At 63.1% G+C, this 16,601-nt stretch carries 16 protein-coding genes; 14 read left to right on the top strand and 2 right to left on the bottom strand.

Annotation, left to right across the window (positions count from 1 at the left end; translation table 11 throughout):
* Window positions 1-34: 34 nt before the first annotated feature.
* Window positions 35-1,780 carry a S1C family serine protease gene (locus MANAM107_RS03035; protein WP_223910944.1) on the top strand — a complete coding sequence of 582 codons (1,746 nt, stop codon included), beginning with the start codon at window positions 35-37 and terminating at the stop codon, window positions 1,778-1,780.
* 63 nt (window positions 1,781-1,843) lie between these two features.
* Here the strand turns inward: MANAM107_RS03035 and MANAM107_RS03030 are convergent, their stop codons facing one another.
* Together MANAM107_RS03030 and MANAM107_RS03025 are read right to left on the bottom strand one after the other, a co-directional pair.
* Window positions 1,844-3,256 carry an isochorismate synthase gene (locus MANAM107_RS03030; RefSeq protein ID WP_223910940.1) on the bottom strand — a complete coding sequence of 471 codons (1,413 nt, stop codon included), beginning with the start codon at window positions 3,254-3,256 and terminating at the stop codon, window positions 1,844-1,846.
* A 12-nt stretch (window positions 3,257-3,268) separates the two neighbouring features.
* Window positions 3,269-4,006, bottom strand: a complete 738-nt coding sequence (locus MANAM107_RS03025) for a demethylmenaquinone methyltransferase (protein WP_223910936.1) — start codon at window positions 4,004-4,006, stop codon at window positions 3,269-3,271.
* Between the two features lie 183 nt (window positions 4,007-4,189).
* On the opposite strand from MANAM107_RS03025, the gene MANAM107_RS03020 reads away from it, so the two are divergent.
* The 13 genes from MANAM107_RS03020 (at window position 4,190) to ndhC (ending at window position 16,561) form a co-directional block, all read left to right on the top strand.
* Window positions 4,190-4,510 (top strand): hypothetical protein, encoded by a 321-nt coding sequence (locus MANAM107_RS03020; protein ID WP_179900833.1) that lies wholly within the window; start codon window positions 4,190-4,192, stop codon window positions 4,508-4,510.
* 63 nt (window positions 4,511-4,573) lie between these two features.
* Window positions 4,574-6,685 (top strand): DUF6571 family protein, encoded by a 2,112-nt coding sequence (locus tag MANAM107_RS03015; RefSeq protein WP_223910933.1) that lies wholly within the window; start codon window positions 4,574-4,576, stop codon window positions 6,683-6,685.
* A gap of 329 nt (window positions 6,686-7,014) precedes the next feature.
* Window positions 7,015-7,404 (top strand): hypothetical protein, encoded by a 390-nt coding sequence (locus MANAM107_RS03010; protein ID WP_223910931.1) that lies wholly within the window; start codon window positions 7,015-7,017, stop codon window positions 7,402-7,404.
* 469 nt (window positions 7,405-7,873) lie between these two features.
* Window positions 7,874-8,263, top strand: coding sequence for a hypothetical protein (locus tag MANAM107_RS03005; protein ID WP_223910928.1), 390 nt, complete (start codon window positions 7,874-7,876; stop codon window positions 8,261-8,263).
* Between the two features lie 158 nt (window positions 8,264-8,421).
* Window positions 8,422-9,117, top strand: coding sequence for a hypothetical protein (locus tag MANAM107_RS03000; RefSeq protein WP_223910924.1), 696 nt, complete (start codon window positions 8,422-8,424; stop codon window positions 9,115-9,117).
* A 359-nt stretch (window positions 9,118-9,476) separates the two neighbouring features.
* Window positions 9,477-9,980: a hypothetical protein gene (locus MANAM107_RS02995; RefSeq protein WP_223910921.1), complete on the top strand. Its 504-nt coding sequence runs from the start codon at window positions 9,477-9,479 to the stop codon at window positions 9,978-9,980.
* A 231-nt stretch (window positions 9,981-10,211) separates the two neighbouring features.
* Window positions 10,212-10,775, top strand: a complete 564-nt coding sequence (locus tag MANAM107_RS02990) for a hypothetical protein (RefSeq protein WP_223910918.1) — start codon at window positions 10,212-10,214, stop codon at window positions 10,773-10,775.
* 84 nt (window positions 10,776-10,859) lie between these two features.
* Window positions 10,860-11,558 carry a hypothetical protein gene (locus MANAM107_RS02985; RefSeq protein ID WP_223910914.1) on the top strand — a complete coding sequence of 233 codons (699 nt, stop codon included), beginning with the start codon at window positions 10,860-10,862 and terminating at the stop codon, window positions 11,556-11,558.
* Window positions 11,559-12,007: 449 nt separating this feature from the next.
* Window positions 12,008-12,394: a hypothetical protein gene (locus tag MANAM107_RS02980; RefSeq protein WP_223910910.1), complete on the top strand. Its 387-nt coding sequence runs from the start codon at window positions 12,008-12,010 to the stop codon at window positions 12,392-12,394.
* A 455-nt stretch (window positions 12,395-12,849) separates the two neighbouring features.
* Complete coding sequence (locus MANAM107_RS02975; protein ID WP_223910907.1) at window positions 12,850-13,239, top strand: hypothetical protein; 390 nt, start codon at window positions 12,850-12,852, stop codon at window positions 13,237-13,239.
* Between the two features lie 455 nt (window positions 13,240-13,694).
* Window positions 13,695-14,117 carry a hypothetical protein gene (locus MANAM107_RS02970; RefSeq protein ID WP_223910904.1) on the top strand — a complete coding sequence of 141 codons (423 nt, stop codon included), beginning with the start codon at window positions 13,695-13,697 and terminating at the stop codon, window positions 14,115-14,117.
* Between the two features lie 759 nt (window positions 14,118-14,876).
* Window positions 14,877-16,205: a geranylgeranyl reductase family protein gene (locus tag MANAM107_RS02965; RefSeq protein ID WP_373314066.1), complete on the top strand. Its 1,329-nt coding sequence runs from the start codon at window positions 14,877-14,879 to the stop codon at window positions 16,203-16,205.
* Window positions 16,202-16,561, top strand: coding sequence for an NADH-quinone oxidoreductase subunit A (gene ndhC / locus MANAM107_RS02960; protein ID WP_179901774.1), 360 nt, complete (start codon window positions 16,202-16,204; stop codon window positions 16,559-16,561). The genes MANAM107_RS02965 and ndhC overlap by 4 nt, the downstream gene beginning before the upstream one ends.
* Window positions 16,562-16,601 lie beyond the last annotated feature (40 nt).

Genomic DNA, 16,601 nt, shown 5'->3' with positions numbered 1-16,601 from the left:
GACGTAAGGGCCTGGGGCCTCAGGGAGGACGACATTGAGCACGCACGATGACAGCACTGACAACGGCTATGGGCGCCAGCCGCAGAGCCCCGGCCCCCAGGCGGAGAGCGGTCCGGAGGGGGAGACCGGCTCGGAGGCGGAGCACCAGGCCCCGCCCGAGCAGGCTCAGCAGCCCCAGCCCTCCCATGACCACGCCCGCAGTGCTGGCCAGGCCCACAGTGCTGATCAGGCCCACGGTGCCCAGGCGCAGGGCTCGTCCTACGGGGTGACCCAGGACTCCCACTCCCGCTACGCCCCGCCGTCGATCCCGCCGTCGGGCAGGCCCGCTCCCTCGCCCACCCCCGGCGGGTCCGGCTCCTCGGGCTCGCCCTACACGGGCGTGCCCGCCACCCCCGCCGGCTACGACTTCTCGCGCGCCTCCTCGCGCCCCCAGGGCCTGAGCGCCGCCACCGGCGCCTACGGCTCGACCGCCTCGACCGCCTCGAGCGCCTCGGGGCCCTATGCGGCCAGTGCCGCGGGCGCCCCCGGTGCGGCTGGTGGCCCCGCCCCCGGTGCTCCCGGTGCGCCGGGGGCCGGTCCGGCGTACCTGGGGGCCTCGTCGCCCACCGCCCAGCACCAGCAGGCCTATGCCCCGGCCGACGCCGGCTACCAGGCCCGCCAGGAGCGTCGCGGCCCCGGGTGGGGGGCCCTCGTGGGTGCCACGGTCGTCGCCGCCCTCCTGGGCTCGGCCGGTGCGGTGGCCGTGGTCAAGGCCACCGACTCGGGCCAGGGGCCTGCCGCAGCCGCCTCCTCCGCCCCCACCGCCATCGCCACCGGGGACACCACCCAGACGGTCACCACCCAGGGGCAGACCCCCGACTGGGAGGGCGTGACCGCGGCGGTCTCCAACGCGGTGGTGGCCATCGCCATTGAGAAGGACGGGCAGCGCGGAGAGGGCTCCGGCTTCATCTACGACAAGGCCGGGCACATCATCACCAATGATCACGTGGTCGGCGGTGCCAGCAGGGTCGCGGTGACCCTGGCCGACGGCCGCATCTACGACGCCGAGATCACCGGTACCGACCCGGCCACCGACCTGGCCGTCATCGAGCTGGTGGGCGCGCCCAAGGACCTCACCGTCGTCCAGCTGGGCAACTCCGATGAGATGGTCACCGGGCAGGACGTCATGGCCATCGGCAACCCGCTGGGCCTGTCCTCCACCGCCACCACCGGGATCGTCTCGGCCCTCAACCGGCCCGTGGTCACGGGCAAGGGCGAGTCCACCGGGGGCGATGGGACGGTCTACACCAATGCCATCCAGATCGACGCCGCCGTCAACCCGGGCAACTCCGGTGGTCCCCTGTTCGATGAGCGGGGGCACGTCGTGGGGGTGACCAGTTCGATCATCACCGCCAGCGAGGACAATCCGGGCAGTATCGGTATTGGCTTCGCCATCCCCGTCAACCTCGCCGATAAGGTCGCCAAGCAGCTCATCGATTCCGGCTCGGCCACCCACGCCTACCTGGGCGTGGGGCTGGACAATGGTGTGGGTGAGGTCGGCGATGAGGTGCGCAGTGGCGCCAAGGTCACCAAGGTGGAGTCCGGGGCGCCGGCGGATAAGGCGGGCTTGAAGGAGAACGACGTCATCATCGCGATCGACGGCAAGCCCACGGCCCAAGCCGATGCGCTCACCGGATTCGTGCGCCAGTACTCGGCGGGGGAGACCGTCAAGCTCACTGTCATCCGCGACGGGGAGAGGAAGGACGTGGAGGCCACGTTGGTGGAGCGCCCCGACTCCTGAGCCCGGCTCATCCCGGGGCCCGTCCAGCCCTACCCGGGCCGCCCTCCGCGGTCTGCGCGCCGGTCAGGGAAGGGCGGCCAGGGCCTCCAGGACGGGGCGCATCTTGGCCTCGGTCTCGGCCAGCTCGTCGGCCGGGTCGGAGTCCGGCATGATGCCGCAGCCCCCGAAGGCCCGCAGGGGCCCGCCCGGCTGCGCCCCGAGTTGGGCGCTGCGCAGGGCGATGCACCACTGGCCCTCCCCGTGCCAGTCCACCCAGCCCACCGGCCCGGCGTAGCGGCCCCGGTCCATGCCCTCGACGGACTCGATGATGCCGGTGGCCGCCGCGGTGGGGGTCCCGCCCACGGCGGCCGTGGGGTGGAGAGCGCCCACGAGGGACAGGGCCCCGGTGTCCCCGGCGACGACGCCGCGCACGTCACTGGCCAGGTGCAGGACGTTGGGCAGCTCCAGCACGTGGGGCTCCTGGGCCTCCACCACCGAGCACAGGGGCTCCAGGGCCTCCAGCACCGAGGCGCGCGCCAGGGCATGCTCGCGGGTGTTCTTCCCCGAGGCCCGCAGCCACTGGGCGAGCTCGGTGACGGCCTGGGCCCGCTGCTGGGGCACCATGCCGCGGGGGAGCCGGGCGGTGCCGGCCAGGACCCGGCTGAACAGGCGCCGGCTCTCCAGGCGCACCAGCATCTCGGGGCTGGCGCCCACCATCCCGTCGACGGCGAAGGTCCAGCAGGTGGGGTAGGCCCGGCCCAGGCGGGCCAGCAGGTCCCCGGTGGTCATGGTGGGCGGGGGGTCGATGAGGACGTCGCGGGCCAGGACGACCTTGTCGGCCTCGCCGCGGCGCATGCGCTCCTGTGCGGCGATGACGGCGGCCTGCCACTGCTGGGCGCTCAGGGTTCCTTGGCGCGGGCGGAGATGGCGCTGGGCCTGCGGGTGGGCCTGGGTGCTCGGGGACGGCGGCGGCGCACCGGGGCGGGCGGGGGCGAGCGTGGGCAGGAGGGCGGCGAGATCGGGGTGCTCCTGGCCTTCGGGGACGGCGGTGGTCGCCCAGGCCCCCTGGTCGTCCAGGCCCACAAGCACGTGGGGGATGAGGAGGACGGAGGACTGGGCGGAGGTGGGGGAGAAGGTGAGGGTGCCCAGGGCGACGGGCCCGGTGCCGGGCCGCACGAGCGGGTCGCGCCACCAGGAGGCGTAGACCACCGCGCGCCAGGCACTGCGCAGGGCCTCGATGCGCTGGGGGCCGCGGGCGGTGAGGGTCAGGGCGCGTCCCAGGCCGATGAGGCCCCGGCCTTGGTGCACCCAGGAGGTCACGTCGTCCCGGCCTTCGAGGAGGCTGAGCAGGTCGGGGGAGCGGGTGCCCAGGAGCTCTTCGGGCAGGGGGCGGGTGAGGAAGGACAGGCGGGGCGGTGCCGAGCGGCAGGCCTCGGCGTCGAGCGTGGGTGCGGGTGGGGTCGTGCGAGGGCGCGACTGGGGGCGGTGGCGTGGCATGGGCGGGGGTGCTCAGGCGGGCGTGCTGGCGCTGGGCGAGGGGCGCTGGGGCTTGGTGGCGCGGTGGATGGCGACGATGCCGCCGGAGAGGTTCTTGTAGCCCACGCCCCGCCAGCCGGTGTGCTGCATGAGGGCGGCCAGGGACTGCTGGTCGGGCCAGGCCAGGATGGATTCGCCCAGGTAGTCGTAAGCGGCGGTGTTGGAGGAGATGAGGCGGGCGGCGGCGGGCAGGGCGGTGCCCAGGTAGTAGCGGTAGACGGCGCGGAAGGGGCGGGAGGTGGGGGTGGAGAACTCGGCGATGACGAGGCGGCCGCCGGGCCTGGTCACCCGGTGCATCTCGCGCAGGGCGGTGCGCGTGTCCTGCACGTTGCGCAGGCCGTAGGAGATGGTGACGACGTCGAAGGACTCATCGGCGAAGGGCAGGGCGGTGGCGTCCCCGGCGACGAAGCTGATGCGGGGGTGGCGTCGGCGGCCCTCGGCGACCATGCCGGTGGAGAAGTCGCAGGCGACGACGTCGGCGCCTGCGGCCGCGTACTCGGCGGAGGAGGTGCCGGTGCCGGCGGCCAGGTCGAGGATGCGCATCCCGGGGGCGGGGGCGACGGCGGCGCGGGTGACGGCCCGCCACATGTGGACCTGGAACAGGCTCATGACGTCGTTGCTCAGGTCGTAGCGGCGGGCGACGGCGTCGAACATCCCGGCGACCTCGCGCGGGTCCTTGGCGAGGGTGGCTCGGCTGGCGGAAGGGCTCATTGCCTCATCATCGCAGACGACGGTGCGGTGGCGCCTCATCGGTGTGATGACGCCGAAAACGCAGAACTGGATAAACCCTGAACGCCGCCGCATGCTGAGATAAGTTCCGGAGGTCGTTGCTTCTCTGTGATCTTATGGTTACGCTGCAAGTGCCCGTGCAGTCGAATGAGAGATCGTGACCTCATGGCATCAATCATGACCCCGACGTCAGACGGTGGTAGTAGTAGTGCGACTGATGACGCCTCCAAGGATAAGGAGAAGCTGGAGGCCTTCAAGGCGGATGTTGACCGCAGGAACGCCGGGCTGGGCTTCTCGATGTCCCCTGATGGTGGTGGCGCCCAGCCAGGTGAGGATCTGTCCAAGGGGATCAATGCCGACGATACGTGGACGGGTCCGCTTGCTTTGGAGATGAAGAACCTCGCGAAGGATGAGGTGGATGCGCTCGCCTCCTTGTTCACCGGTTTGAGCAGCGGCATCCAGGCTGAGATCAATGGCGCGGGGTAGCGCAACGCCGGTGCGGAAGTACCTGACGACAGTGTCCTGTGACGACGAGAGGAATGGACAGTAATGGCCTCGATCTTTCTTGACCCTGAGAAACTGCAAAGGAAAATTGATAGTCTCCAGGCGATGGCGGATGAGTGCAAACGAGTCAATGTTCTGCTGGACGCGGACTCGGAGTCTCACGGGGATCCGTACTTGAAATTCACTGATTTTTATGAGGCGGTGCCGGAGGCGGCGAGGACGGTGGCCGATCGTGCTACCACCATCAAGAACATCAAGGACAAGATCGTCCAACTGAACCAGAACGGTGTCGGGGTCAAGGACAAGGAGACCGGCACGATCACCTGCGAGATTCCCGAAGGGGTGACGATCGAGTCGAAAGAAGGCTTCGATCAGTGGGCGCAGGGTGCTACCGACGCTCATGATCTGCAGCAGTTGGCCAAGTCTGGAAAAAATAAGACGAAGGACGGTCGAACCTATGATGAAGTGATCGCCTCGATGGAGGCTAATAAATCAAATTCGAATCACACCAACAGTTTCATTGATACGATTGGTGCTGAGAATCTCACCGGGTTGCCGTTGGTTATTGACGGAATCTTCATGCAGCAAAGCCCTTACGGCTCTGGAGGCCAGGTGAATGTGAGGCCTGATGCGGGTCCTGAGCTTGCGGATCTGTTGGGTACGATGCTCGCGACATCGTCGAGAACATGGAGTGCAGATAAGGCTCAGAATGTTGCTGAGGATATTCGTTCCTCTGTTGATGAGAGGGGCGAGTATGGTCGCATCACTGTGCTCAATGCCATGATCGGCGGGCATGATGCTGACGGCAATGGCGTCACCGACCTGCGCTTCGGAACGGACTTCCTGGTCTCCATGGGGGAGGAGATGGAGAAGGTCGATCTTGAGAAGGTGCAGCGGGCAGTGGAGGATTCTCAGAATGATGGCGCGTACCAATCCGGTTATGGCGATGTTTCAAAGTATGCAAAGGCTGCCATTGGCGAGCATTTTTCTGAGCAGTCGTTCGATCCTCTGGCGGGAGTGCTGGATGCCATGGGCGGCAATGCCGAGGCGGCGAGCAGGTTCATCGCCCCTGAGGGGGAGTCTCCATCAGAGGTGGATCTGACTCGCTACAATCGGCTGATGGAGCGGACGTGGGATGAGCAAGGATTTGAGGGCTTCACAGCTGCGGTGGCGGCGGTGTCCTCACTTCGGGGTTCGGAGAATGCTGATGAAGCCGAGCGAGCGCGTGTTCTTTCCGGTAATGCGATTCATGATTTCGCAACGAAGACTGAGGAGAGTAAATACACTGATGATGCCAAGGCGCGTATCGGCCTGTTGTTGGCGAACAATCCTGCAGAGCTGACTCAGGTTGCTGATGACGGTAGTTTTTTGGATCCTGACACAAATACTATCATGCCAGTTGCTGAAGGAGAACATGTCGAGGAACTCATGCGGCGTGTTGCTGACAACTCTACTGCGACAGGGACCATTGCCGCCACGCTTGGTGAATACGCGAAGAGACAGGCGGAGGTGGGCGTTGAGACTCATTCAGGGAAACCTGATCTGCAGAGAGAAAAAATTGATCGCGCCTATGATCGCGGCGCGAATGCTGTTGGTCTGCTGGCGGGGATGGCGGACGCTAAGGCCGATATTGTGAATGAGGGGAACAAGGAAAAGATGCAGGCCGAGTCACAATCCGCGCAGACTGCTCTCAATGTGTTCTCCACCGTGGTGGGGGCTGGGGTGAGCGCTGTCAGTGGTCCTGCAGCTCCTGCGGTTAGCACCGCTTGGTCTGCAGGGAGCACGTTGGCGGTGCCTGTACTTGCGGACCAGGGGAAGGCGGCGGAAATCGAGTCGGCCGCGCCGGACTACATGTCGGACGGGATGTGGGCAGCGTCGGTACGGGATGCAGCGAGCGCGGGACTACTCAACCCCAGTGATTTTGAACATGTGACCGATCCGGATGGTCATCAGTACAGTTGGATCACCCAGAACGAAGATGGCAGTTATAGGATTGATCTCTCAAATGTTAGGGATACAGAAGAGGCGTATCAGCAGATGCATGACTGGGAGGCTGTCGTTAATTCACCTGAAAAAGAGGGCGATCCAATTCTGGAGGATATGAAAAATGCGCGGAGACGTGCCTATAATGATGGTTACAATGACGGAAACAAGTGAGAAAGGTAGGGATGATGAAAATAGGTCGTCGAATAATGTGCACGATCGGTTGCATACTGCTATTCGGGATGGTGTCACTAGGGCTTTCGGGCTGCTCCGAGATTGACGTTTCCGGGAGTGCCTCACCTTCACCTTCGGTTGCGCCGACGGGTCTGCCCGAGGATGTCAAGGTGTGTGGTTTTCTTTCCCCGTCAGAGGCGGGGAAGGCCTTAGAGTTTACCGTAACGCAAGTAAGTTATTCGCATAGTCCGGGTGATGGAAGGGACGTGGATCCTGCGACTGCGACTTTGTATTGTACTATATATTCCTCAGTTGCTGAGGATCCTCATGTGACTGTCTGGTATGAGCCTGACGGTATTATTGATAAAGTTATCGCTGTGCCGCAGTCGGAGCCTCCTCCGGTATTTGATGATGCGAAGGCTCTTGAGAGTGCCGAGGAGTTCAGTATTGAAGGGGTTGAGGGTGAGGGGTTGACGTTTGTCAGTGGGCGGCAATCGGTTGCGATGTGGCACTACCCTGATGATCACGTGCTGATCGTCGAGATGCAGTATTTTGGACCGGTGGAGACCGTTGACCGAAGACCGCAGGCCAAGGCCCTGGTGGAGGCCTCGGTCAGTGGTGTCGTGGAGCAGGCCTCCAAACCGGAGCAGGAACTGACAGGATATCCTCCAGATTCGGCAGCGCCCGGTATCGAGTATGCGACCCCTGATCCGGGATGATTGTAGGCAGAGTGTCATTCCTGGCTCCCGCAAGTGACTCAATCGGCCCGACTCGGGTCGAGGAAGCACGGACGAATTCAATTCGGACCTACTTGTCGCGCTCGGTTCCTGTGGTGATCCGGAGCGGGGTGAGAGGACAGGGTGGATTCGGTGATTCTTTGAGGTGGTACGGATGGTTCGTTCTGTGGGCTCCTGGTGTCTGTCGGTCGGTGCTGTGGTGGCGCTGGGTATTTCGGGCTGCGTGGGAGGACCGGTGGAGGCGACGTCGTCGTCACCCTCTTCTCCGACGGGTCTGCCCGAGGATGTCAAGGTGTGTGGTTTTCTTCCGCCGTCAGAGGCGGAGAAAGCTCTAGACTTCACCATAACACAGGTAAGTTATTGGCATCGTCCTGGCGATGGAGGGGATGTGGATCCTGCGACTTCGACTTTGTTTTGTGGTATATCTTCGTCAGTTGCTGAGGATCCTCATGTGACTGTCTGGTATGAGCCTGGCGGTATTATCGATAGCGTTATCCCTGTGGCGCCGTCGGAGCTTCCTCCGGTGTTTGATGATGCGAAGGGTCTTGAGAGTGCTGAGGAGTTCAGTATTGAGGGGGTTGAGGGTGAGGGGTTGACGCTTATCAGCAAGCGGCAGTCGGTTGCAATGTGGCACTACCCTGATGATCACGTCCTGATCGTTGAAATGAAATTTGTTGGACCGGTGGAGGCTATTGACCGAAGACCGCAGGCCAGGGCCCTGGTGGAGGCCTCGGTCAGTGGTGTCGTGGAGCAGGCCTCCAAGCCGAAGCAGGATTTGACGGGGTATCCTCCAGATTCAGCAGCGCCCGGTATCGAGTATGCGACCCCTAATCCGGGATGATTGTAGGCAGAATGCTATTCCTGGCTCCCGCAAGTGACTCAATCGGCTCGACTCGGGTCGAGGAAGCACGGACGAGTTCGATTCGGGTCTACTTGTCGCGATCGATGTCTGTGGGGCTCCAGAGCGGGGTGCGGGGCCAGAGCGGGGTGCGGGGTAGGGTGATTTTTGAGATGGTAGGGATGGTTCGTTCTGTGGGCTCCTGGTGTCTGTCGGTCGGTGCTGTGGTGGCGCTGGGTATTTCGGGGTGTGCGGAGGCCGGTCGCCTTGGAGAGGCCTCCCCTTCGCCAAAAGGCTTGCCTGAGGATGTCAAGGTATGTGGTTTTCTCAAGCCGTCGCAGGTGGAGGAGGCGTTGGGGGTCGCTGTGAAAAATTTTTCCTATAGTCACTATCCGGGTGACCAGGCGGCTAATTCTGACCTTTACTGTGGTCTCGCGACTTTAGGGAATGTTCGGCCAATTGTAAGGTTGTGGTATGAGCCTCGTGGGAATGTTCGTGAGGTGTTGATGATTATTCCGGGGGAGGATCCGAGGCCGCCGAGGTTCGATGATCTCAAGGATGTTGAGGGGGCGGAGCTGTTCGCCATCGATGGGGTTGAGGGTGAGGGGGTGGCGCTGATCAATGATGGTGTCTCCTATGCGGTGTGGCGCTATCCCGATGATCATGTCCTCATCGTGGAGATCAGTTTCTCTCACTCGAAGGACATCACGGACCAGCGGCCGCAGGCCAAGGCGCTCCTGGAGGCCTCCGTCAACGGCGTGGTGGAGCAGGCCGCCAAGCCGAAACAGAAGTTGACGGCGTATCCTCCGGATTCGGGCGCGCCCGCCATCGAGTATGCGACCCCTAATCCGGGATGATTGTAGGCAGAATGCTATTCCTGGCTCCCGCAAGTGACTCAATCAGCCCGACTCGGGGCGAGGAAGCACGGACGAGTTCGATTCGGGTCTACTTGTCGCGATCGATGTCTGTGGGGCTCCAGAGCGGGGTGCGGGGTAGGGTGATTTTTGAGATGGTATGGATGGTTCGTTCTGTGAGCTCCTGGTGTCTGTCGGTCGGCGCTGTGGTGGCTTTGAGTGTTTCGGGCTGTGTGGGAGGACCGGTGGAGGCGACGTCGTCGTCACCCTCTTCTCCGACGGGTCTGCCCGAGGATGTCAAGGTGTGTGGTTTTCTCAAGCCGTCGGAGGCAGAGGGTGCTCTTGGATTTACTATAGCGCGGGTGATGTATGAGCACAGTCCAGGGAGTCTGGGGGAATCGGATTTTTCGACCGCAAGTCTGTTCTGTGATATTACGTCGACATCTGGCACTGAAGACCCCCATGTGAATGTTTGGTATGAGCCCGCCGGCGTCATTGATGAAGTAGTATCTGTAGCGCCGTCTGAGCCTACTCCTGTGTTCGATGATGCGAAGGCTCTTGAGAGTGCCGAGGAGTTTAGCATTGAAGGGGTTGAGGGTGAGGGGTTGACGCTGATTGATGAGCACAGATCGATTGCGATGTGGCACTACCCTGATGATCACGTCTTGATCGTGGAAATGCAATTTATCGGAGCGGTGGAGTCTGTTGATCGTAGGCCGCAGGCCAAGGCTCTACTGGAGAGTGCCGTTACTCGAGTTGTCGAACAGGCGTCTAAGCCGAAACAGGAACTCACATGGTATCCGTCGGACCTTGAGATGACAGGCCTTGAGTATCATACGCCAAATGCGGAGCCTTCGGTTGGGTGATCATGGCGGTCTGGTTCCAGATGAGGGTGGCTCTGCCTCTGATGCGGTCTTGTCGGGGGCTGAATCGTCGTATGGTGGGGAGGCGTTGAGGCTGTGGGGCTGGTTCATGGTGCGCGGTGGGTGTCTGTGGGGGCTGTGGTGGTGCTGGGCGTCTCGGGGTGTGCGGGGCCTGGTTCTGGTGGGGCGGCCTCGCCTTCGCCTTCGTCAACGGGGATTCCTGAGGATGTCAAGGTGTGTGGCTTTCTCAACTCCTCTGAAGTCGAGAATTCTCTTGGCTTCGTCGTGGATCGAATGACATATAGCCACAGTCCAAGAACTGAATGGGAAAGAGATTCAGGGACTGAGTACCTGTTTTGTGGTCTGACGCCTGGGGCGCCCGAGGATCCTCGTGTATCTTTATGGTATGAGCCTGGCGGATATATTAACAAGGTTGCTCCTATTGGGGCTGATGGTGACATTCCTGTGTTTGATGATGCTAAGGCGTTTGAGAATGCTGAGGGGTTTACTATCGAGGGGGTTGAGGGTGAGGGGTTGACGCTGATTGATGAGCGCCGGTCGATCGCGATGTGGCACTACCCTGATGACCATGTCCTCATCGTGGAAATACAGTTTCGTGGCTCTAGTGATCCGGTTGATCGCAGGCCGCAGGCCAAGGCTATGATCGAGCTCTCGGTCCATGGTGTGGTGGAGCAAGCCGCCAAGCCGCGACAGGAGCCTACGGTGTATCCACCGTATTCGATGGCGCCTGGTGTCGAGCATGCGACTCCTCATCCAGAGTCATCGGGCGGGAGCTGAGGGTCTTCACGGCGAGTTCCTGGGAGGGATGATGCTGGGTCTCATGTGGTGTTGTCGGGGGCTGATTCGTCGTATGGTGGGGAGATGTTGAGGCTGTGGGGCTGGTTCCGTGGTGCTGGTGCGTGGTGGGTGTCTGTGGGGGCTGTGGTGGTGCTGGGCGTCTCGGGGTGTGCGGGGCCTGGTTCTGGTGGGGCGGCCTCGCCTTCTCCATCGTCCACGGGAATTCCCGAGGATGTCAAGGTGTGTGGCTTCCTTTCTCCGTCTCAGGTAGAGGATACTCTGGGGTTTGCCGTGGATAAGTTCTTCTATAGGCATCGTCCGGGTGATCAGTCTGCTGATGCGTCTCTTTCTTGTGATATCGTGGTCTCAGGGGATGGGTTGCGACATACGGCCATGCTGTATGAGCCTCGTGGGAATGTTCGTGAGGTGTTGATGATTATTCCGGGGGAGGATCCTCGGCCGCCGCGCTTCGATGATCTCAAGGATGTCGAGGGGGCGGAGCTGTTCGCCATCGATGGGGCTGAGGGTGAGGGGGTGGCGCTGATCAATGATGGTATCTCCTATGCGGTGTGGCGCTACCCCGATGATCACGTCCTCATCGTGGAGATCAGTTTCTCTCACTCGAAGGACATCACGGACCAGCGGCCGCAGGCCAAGGCGCTCCTGGAGGCCTCCATCAACGGTGTTGTGGAGCAGGCTGCCAAACCCAGGCAGAGGCTCACAGGATATCCTCCAGATTCAGCAGCGCCCGGTATCGAGTATGCGACCCCTAATCCGGGATGATTGTAGGCAGAATGCTATTCCTGGCTCCCGCGAGTGGCTCAATCGGCTCGACTCGGGTCGAGGGATCTCCGACGAGTTCGATTCGGGTCTACTTGTCGCGCTCGGTTCCTGTGGTGATCCGGAGCGGGGTGATAGGGTGGATTTTTGAGGTGTTGTGGATGGTTCGTTCTGCTGGCTCTTGGTGCCTATTGGTCGGTGCTGTGGTGGTGTTGGGTATTTCGGGGTGTGCGGAGGCCGGTCGCCTTGGAGAGGCCTCCCCTTCGCCAAAAGGCTTGCCTGAGGATGTCAAGGTGTGTGGTTTCCTTAAGCCGTCTGAGGCGGAGAAAGCTCTCGGATTTGTGGTCACTCAAATGGGATATAGTCACAGTCCCGCAAGTGGGGCGGAGCAGGAGTCTGGGACAGAAGAACTGTACTGCTATATGGCTTCTGAGAGTTCCGACGATCCTCATGTGACGATGATGTATGAGCCTGGGGGTCTGATTAATAGGGTTGTGTATTTGGGTGTGGGGCAGGTGACTGTGTTTGATGATGCCAAGACTTTTGAGAATGCTGAGGGGTTCAATATTGATGGTGTGGAAGGTGAGGGGCTGACGCTGATTGAGGAAAATCGTTCGATTGCGATGTGGCATTACCCTGATGATCACGTGCTGATTGTGCAGATTGGGCATGCTGAATCTGATGATGCGGCTGATCAGAGGCCGCAGGCCATAGCTCTGGTGGAGGCGTCAGTCAATGGTGTGGTGGAGCAGGCCTCTAAGCCACTTCAAGAGTTCACGGTATATCCTCCGGATTCGGGCGTGCCCGGTATCGAGTATGCGACCCCTAATCCGGGATGATTGTAGGGAGAGTGTTATTCCTGACTTCCGCAAGTCACTACAATCGGATCGACTCGGGTCGAGGGAACACGGACGAGTTCAATTCGGGTTTCTATCAATCATCGCGCTCGGTGCCTGTGGTGCTCAAGAGCGGGGTGATAGGGTGGATTTTTGAGGTGTTGCGGATGGTTCGTTCTGCTGGCTCTTGGTGCCTATTGGTCGGTGCTGTGGTGGTGTTGGGTATTTCGGGGTGTGCGGAGGCCGGTCGCCTTGGAGAGGCCTCCCCTTCGCCAAAAGGCTTGCCTGAGGATGTCAAGGTGTGTGGTTTTTTTTCCCCGTCAGAGGCGGAGAAAGCTCTAGACTTCACCATAACACAGGTAAGTTATTGGCATCGTCCTGGCGATGGAGGGGATGTGGATCCTGCGACTTCGACTTTGTTTTGTGGTATATCTTCGTCAGTTGCTGAGGATCCTCATGTGACTGTCTTGTATGAGCCTGGCGGTATTATCGATAGCGTTATCCCTGTGGCGCCGTCGGAGCTTCCTCCGGTGTTTGATGATGCGAAGGGTCTCGAGAGTGCTGAGGAGTTCAGTATTGAGGGGGTTGAGGGTGAGGGGTTGACGCTTATCAGCAAGCGGCAGTCGGTTGCAATGTGGCACTACCCTGATGATCACGTCCTGATCGTTGAAATGAAATTTGTTGGACCGGTGGAGGCTATTGACCGAAGACCGCAGGCCAAGGCACTGGTGGAGGCCTCGGTCAGTGGTGTCGTGGAGCAGGCCTCCAAGCCGAAGCAGGATTTGACGGGGTATCCTCCAGATTCAGCAGCGCCCGGTATCGAGTATGCGACCCCTAATCCGGGATGATTGTAGGCAGAATGCTATTCCTGGCTCCCGCGAGTGACTCAATCGGCTCGACTCGGGTCGAGGGATCTCCGACGAGTTCGATTCGGGTCTACTTGTCGCGCTCGATGTCTGTGGGGCTCCAGGGCGGGGGTGGGAGGGTGATTTTTGAGATGGTAGGGATGGTTCGTTCTGTGAGCTCCTGGTGTCTGTCGGTCGGCGCTGTGGTGGCTTTGAGTGTTTCGGGCTGTGTGGGAGGACCGGTGGAGGCGACGTCGTCGTCACCCTCTTCTCCGACGGGTCTGCCCGAGGATGTCAAGGTGTGTGGTTTTCTTTCCCCGTCAGAGGCGGGGAAGGCCTTAGAGTTTACCGTAACGCAAGTAAGTTATTCGCATAGTCCGGGTGATGGAAGGGATGTGGATCCTGCGACTGCGACTTTGTATTGTACTATATATTCCTCAGTTGCTGAGGATCCTCATGTGACTGTCTGGTATGAGCCTGACGGTATTATTGATAAAGTTATCGCTGTGCCGCAGTCGGAGCCTCCTCCGGTATTTGATGATGCGAAGGCTCTTGAGAGTGCCGAGGAGTTCAGTATTGAAGGGGTTGAGGGTGAGGGGTTGACGTTTGTCAGTGGGCGGCAATCGGTTGCGATGTGGCACTACCCTGATGATCACGTGCTGATAGTCGAGATGCAGTATTTTGGACCGGTGGAGGCCGTTGATCGAAGACCGCAGGCCAAGGCCCTGGTGGAGGCTTCGGTCAAAGGCGTTGTGGAGCAGGCGTCCAAGCCGGAGCAGGAACTGACGGGATATCCTCCAGATTCAGCAGCCCCCGGTATTGAGTATGCGACCCCTAACGAGGCGGCCTCAACTCCTCGTAGGACGGCTGGGGCGGGATGAAAGAATAAATAATGATGGGCTGTCAGGAATCGGACTCGGTGGCATAGGCATGATGAAGCCGGTTGGGTGGGCACGGGCGCTGCTTGCGCGCCCAGAGCCCCGCCAGGTCGGTGATGGCGCTGACGCCGACATCCCCGGGCCCTCCCGGGCCAGTGGCCTCCGGGACCGGAACGGCCGAGGCGACGGCCAGTGCGGGAGGGAGTGGCTGCGCATCGGTGGTGCGCAGCCACGGCAGCACCAAGGGCGGGGCGGCATCTCGGCTGCTGCGCTCCGCCAGCATCGTCCAGCTCCCGGCCTCGCGGCATCATGCGGGAAGGCCAGGGCCCGTCGCCGCACCAGCGGCTGAGGATCGTAGGGGGGGGGTGAGGCCGGGCGCCGGCGGCCGGATGGCTTCAAGCACGTGCTCGCGGAGCACCGGCAGGCCCCCACGCCCCGCCCGGCCGGACCCGCCCGGCCGGACGTAAGCCCCACCCCGACCGCCCGCCCTCGCCCCTACCCACGACGCGCCATGGGACCCACGTCCCATGGTGCGCGTCATATATTCGTCATCCTTGTGCGACGTAATTCAAGAAGGCCCGTCGACCCGCCCCCGGCCCCACCGCAGCACCCCAATGACGCGATAGCGCTGAAAACCCCTGGTCGCCGCCCTCGGCATCCAGGGCGCTCCAGGCCCGCGGCCGTCCTGGGTAGTGTCTGGGGCGGCGCCCGCAGATCGCGGGGCCGGCGTCGTCGTGCCGAGCAGGGAAAGAGGGGAACTCAGTGACCACTCAGGCCACCCAGCCCGCAGGCGCCGCCAGCCCAAGCACAGGCAGCCCGGGAGCCAGTGCCGACGTCATCGTCGTCGGCGCCGGGCCCGCCGGATGCTCTGCCGCCCGCCACCTGGCCACCGCCGGCCTCGACGTCCTGCTCCTGGAGAAGAACGAGTTGGGGCGGGACAAGGTCTGCGGCGACGGCCTGACCCCCTCGGCCGTGCGCGAGCTCGTGCGCCTGGGCATGGACACCACCGGCTGGCAGCGCAACTCCGGCCTGCGCGTCATCGGCGGCGGCCACCGCCTCCACTTCCCCTGGCCCGAGCAGGCCTCCCTGCCCTCCTACGGCCTGGCCCGCCCCCGCGCCCTGCTCGACCGCGACCTGGCCGAGCACGCCGCCGCCGCCGGCGCCCGCCTCCTGACCGGCGTCACCGTTACCGCCCCGCGCACCAGCCGGACCGGGCGCATCACCGGCGTCGAGGCCAAGCCCACCCCCCGCGTGACCTACCCCGGCATCGAGGCCCCCGCCACCCTGACCGCCCCCCTGGTCATCGACGCCGGGGGAGTCTCCGCCCGCCTGGCCACCGCCGTGGGCCGCACCAAGAACGAGCGCCGCCCCCTGGGCGTGGCCGTGCGCGCCTACTTCCGCTCCCCGCGAGCCGACGACGCCTGGATGGAGTCCCACCTGGAGCTGTGGGACGGCCCCGCCGGAGCCTCCGAGCTCCTGCCCGGCTACGGCTGGATCTGGCCGGTGGGGGAGGGCCTGGTCAACGTCGGGCTCGGCTCGGTCTCCTCGCGCGCCGCCACCACCCGGATCGACTACAAGAGCGTCTTCTCCACCTGGATGCGCAACGTCCCGCAGTCCTGGGGCCTGACCCCCGACAACCAGGTGGGCCGCCTGGCCAGCGCCGCCCTGCCCATGGCCTTCAACCGCAAGCCCCACTACGCCGACGGCCTCATGCTCCTGGGCGACGCCGGGGGCATGGTCTCGCCCTTCAACGGCGAGGGCATCGCCCAGGCCCTCATGTCCGGGCGCCTGGCCGCCGAGGCCGCCGCCCAGGCCGCCGCCCGCTCCACCGCCTCCGGGCGCGAGCAGGCCCTGGCCCAGTACCCCCGGGCTCTGAGCGCGGAGATGGGCGGCTACTACACCCTGGGCCGCGTCTTCGTCTCCCTCATCGAGCACCCCGAGGTCATGCGCCTGTGCACCCGCCACGGGCTGCCCCGCAAGCACCTCATGCGCATCGTCACCAAGCTCCTGTCCGACGGCTGGGAGCGGCGCGGCGGCGACTCCATCGACCACTTCATCCAGCTCCTGACAAGGATGGTGCCCGCAGCATGAACCCCTATGCCCCCCTGCTCATCATGGCGGCAGTGGCCCTCCTGGTGGCCGTCGGCGGCCTGGCCATGAGCGCCCTCATCAGCCCCACGCGCCACAACCGCGTCAAGGTCGCCAACTACGAGTGCGGCATCGACCCCACCCCCGCCAACACCGAGCACGGGCGCTTCCCCGTCTCCTTCTACCTGGTGGGCATGACCTTCATCATCTTCGACGTCGAGGTCGTCTTCCTCTACCCCTGGGCCACGGCCTTCGCCCGCCTGGGCTTCTTCGGCCTGAGCGCCGCCCTGGTCTTCATCGCCCTCATCACCGTGCCCTACATCCTGGAGTGGCGCCGCGGCGGACTGGACTGGGACTGAGGCTGGGGAGACGAGCGCAGGAAAGGCAGGCACAGATATG

Source organism: Actinomyces capricornis, assembly GCF_019974135.1.
GTDB classification, from domain to species: Bacteria; Actinomycetota; Actinomycetes; order Actinomycetales; family Actinomycetaceae; genus Actinomyces; species Actinomyces capricornis.
This window is presented reverse-complemented; position numbering and strand designations above follow the sequence as displayed.

What these genes read in the sequence shown, in the direction of transcription:
- MANAM107_RS03030 (WP_223910940.1), bottom strand. Translation starts at nt 3,256, where the DNA reads ATGCCACGCCACCGCCCCCAGTCGCGCCCTCGCACGACCCCACCCGCA.
- ndhC (WP_179901774.1), top strand. Translation starts at nt 16,202, where the DNA reads ATGAACCCCTATGCCCCCCTGCTCATCATGGCGGCAGTGGCCCTCCTG.
- MANAM107_RS02985 (WP_223910914.1), top strand. Translation starts at nt 10,860, where the DNA reads ATGTTGAGGCTGTGGGGCTGGTTCCGTGGTGCTGGTGCGTGGTGGGTG.
- MANAM107_RS03020 (WP_179900833.1), top strand. Translation starts at nt 4,190, where the DNA reads ATGGCATCAATCATGACCCCGACGTCAGACGGTGGTAGTAGTAGTGCG.
- MANAM107_RS03015 (WP_223910933.1), top strand. Translation starts at nt 4,574, where the DNA reads ATGGCCTCGATCTTTCTTGACCCTGAGAAACTGCAAAGGAAAATTGAT.
- MANAM107_RS03025 (WP_223910936.1), bottom strand. Translation starts at nt 4,006, where the DNA reads ATGAGCCCTTCCGCCAGCCGAGCCACCCTCGCCAAGGACCCGCGCGAG.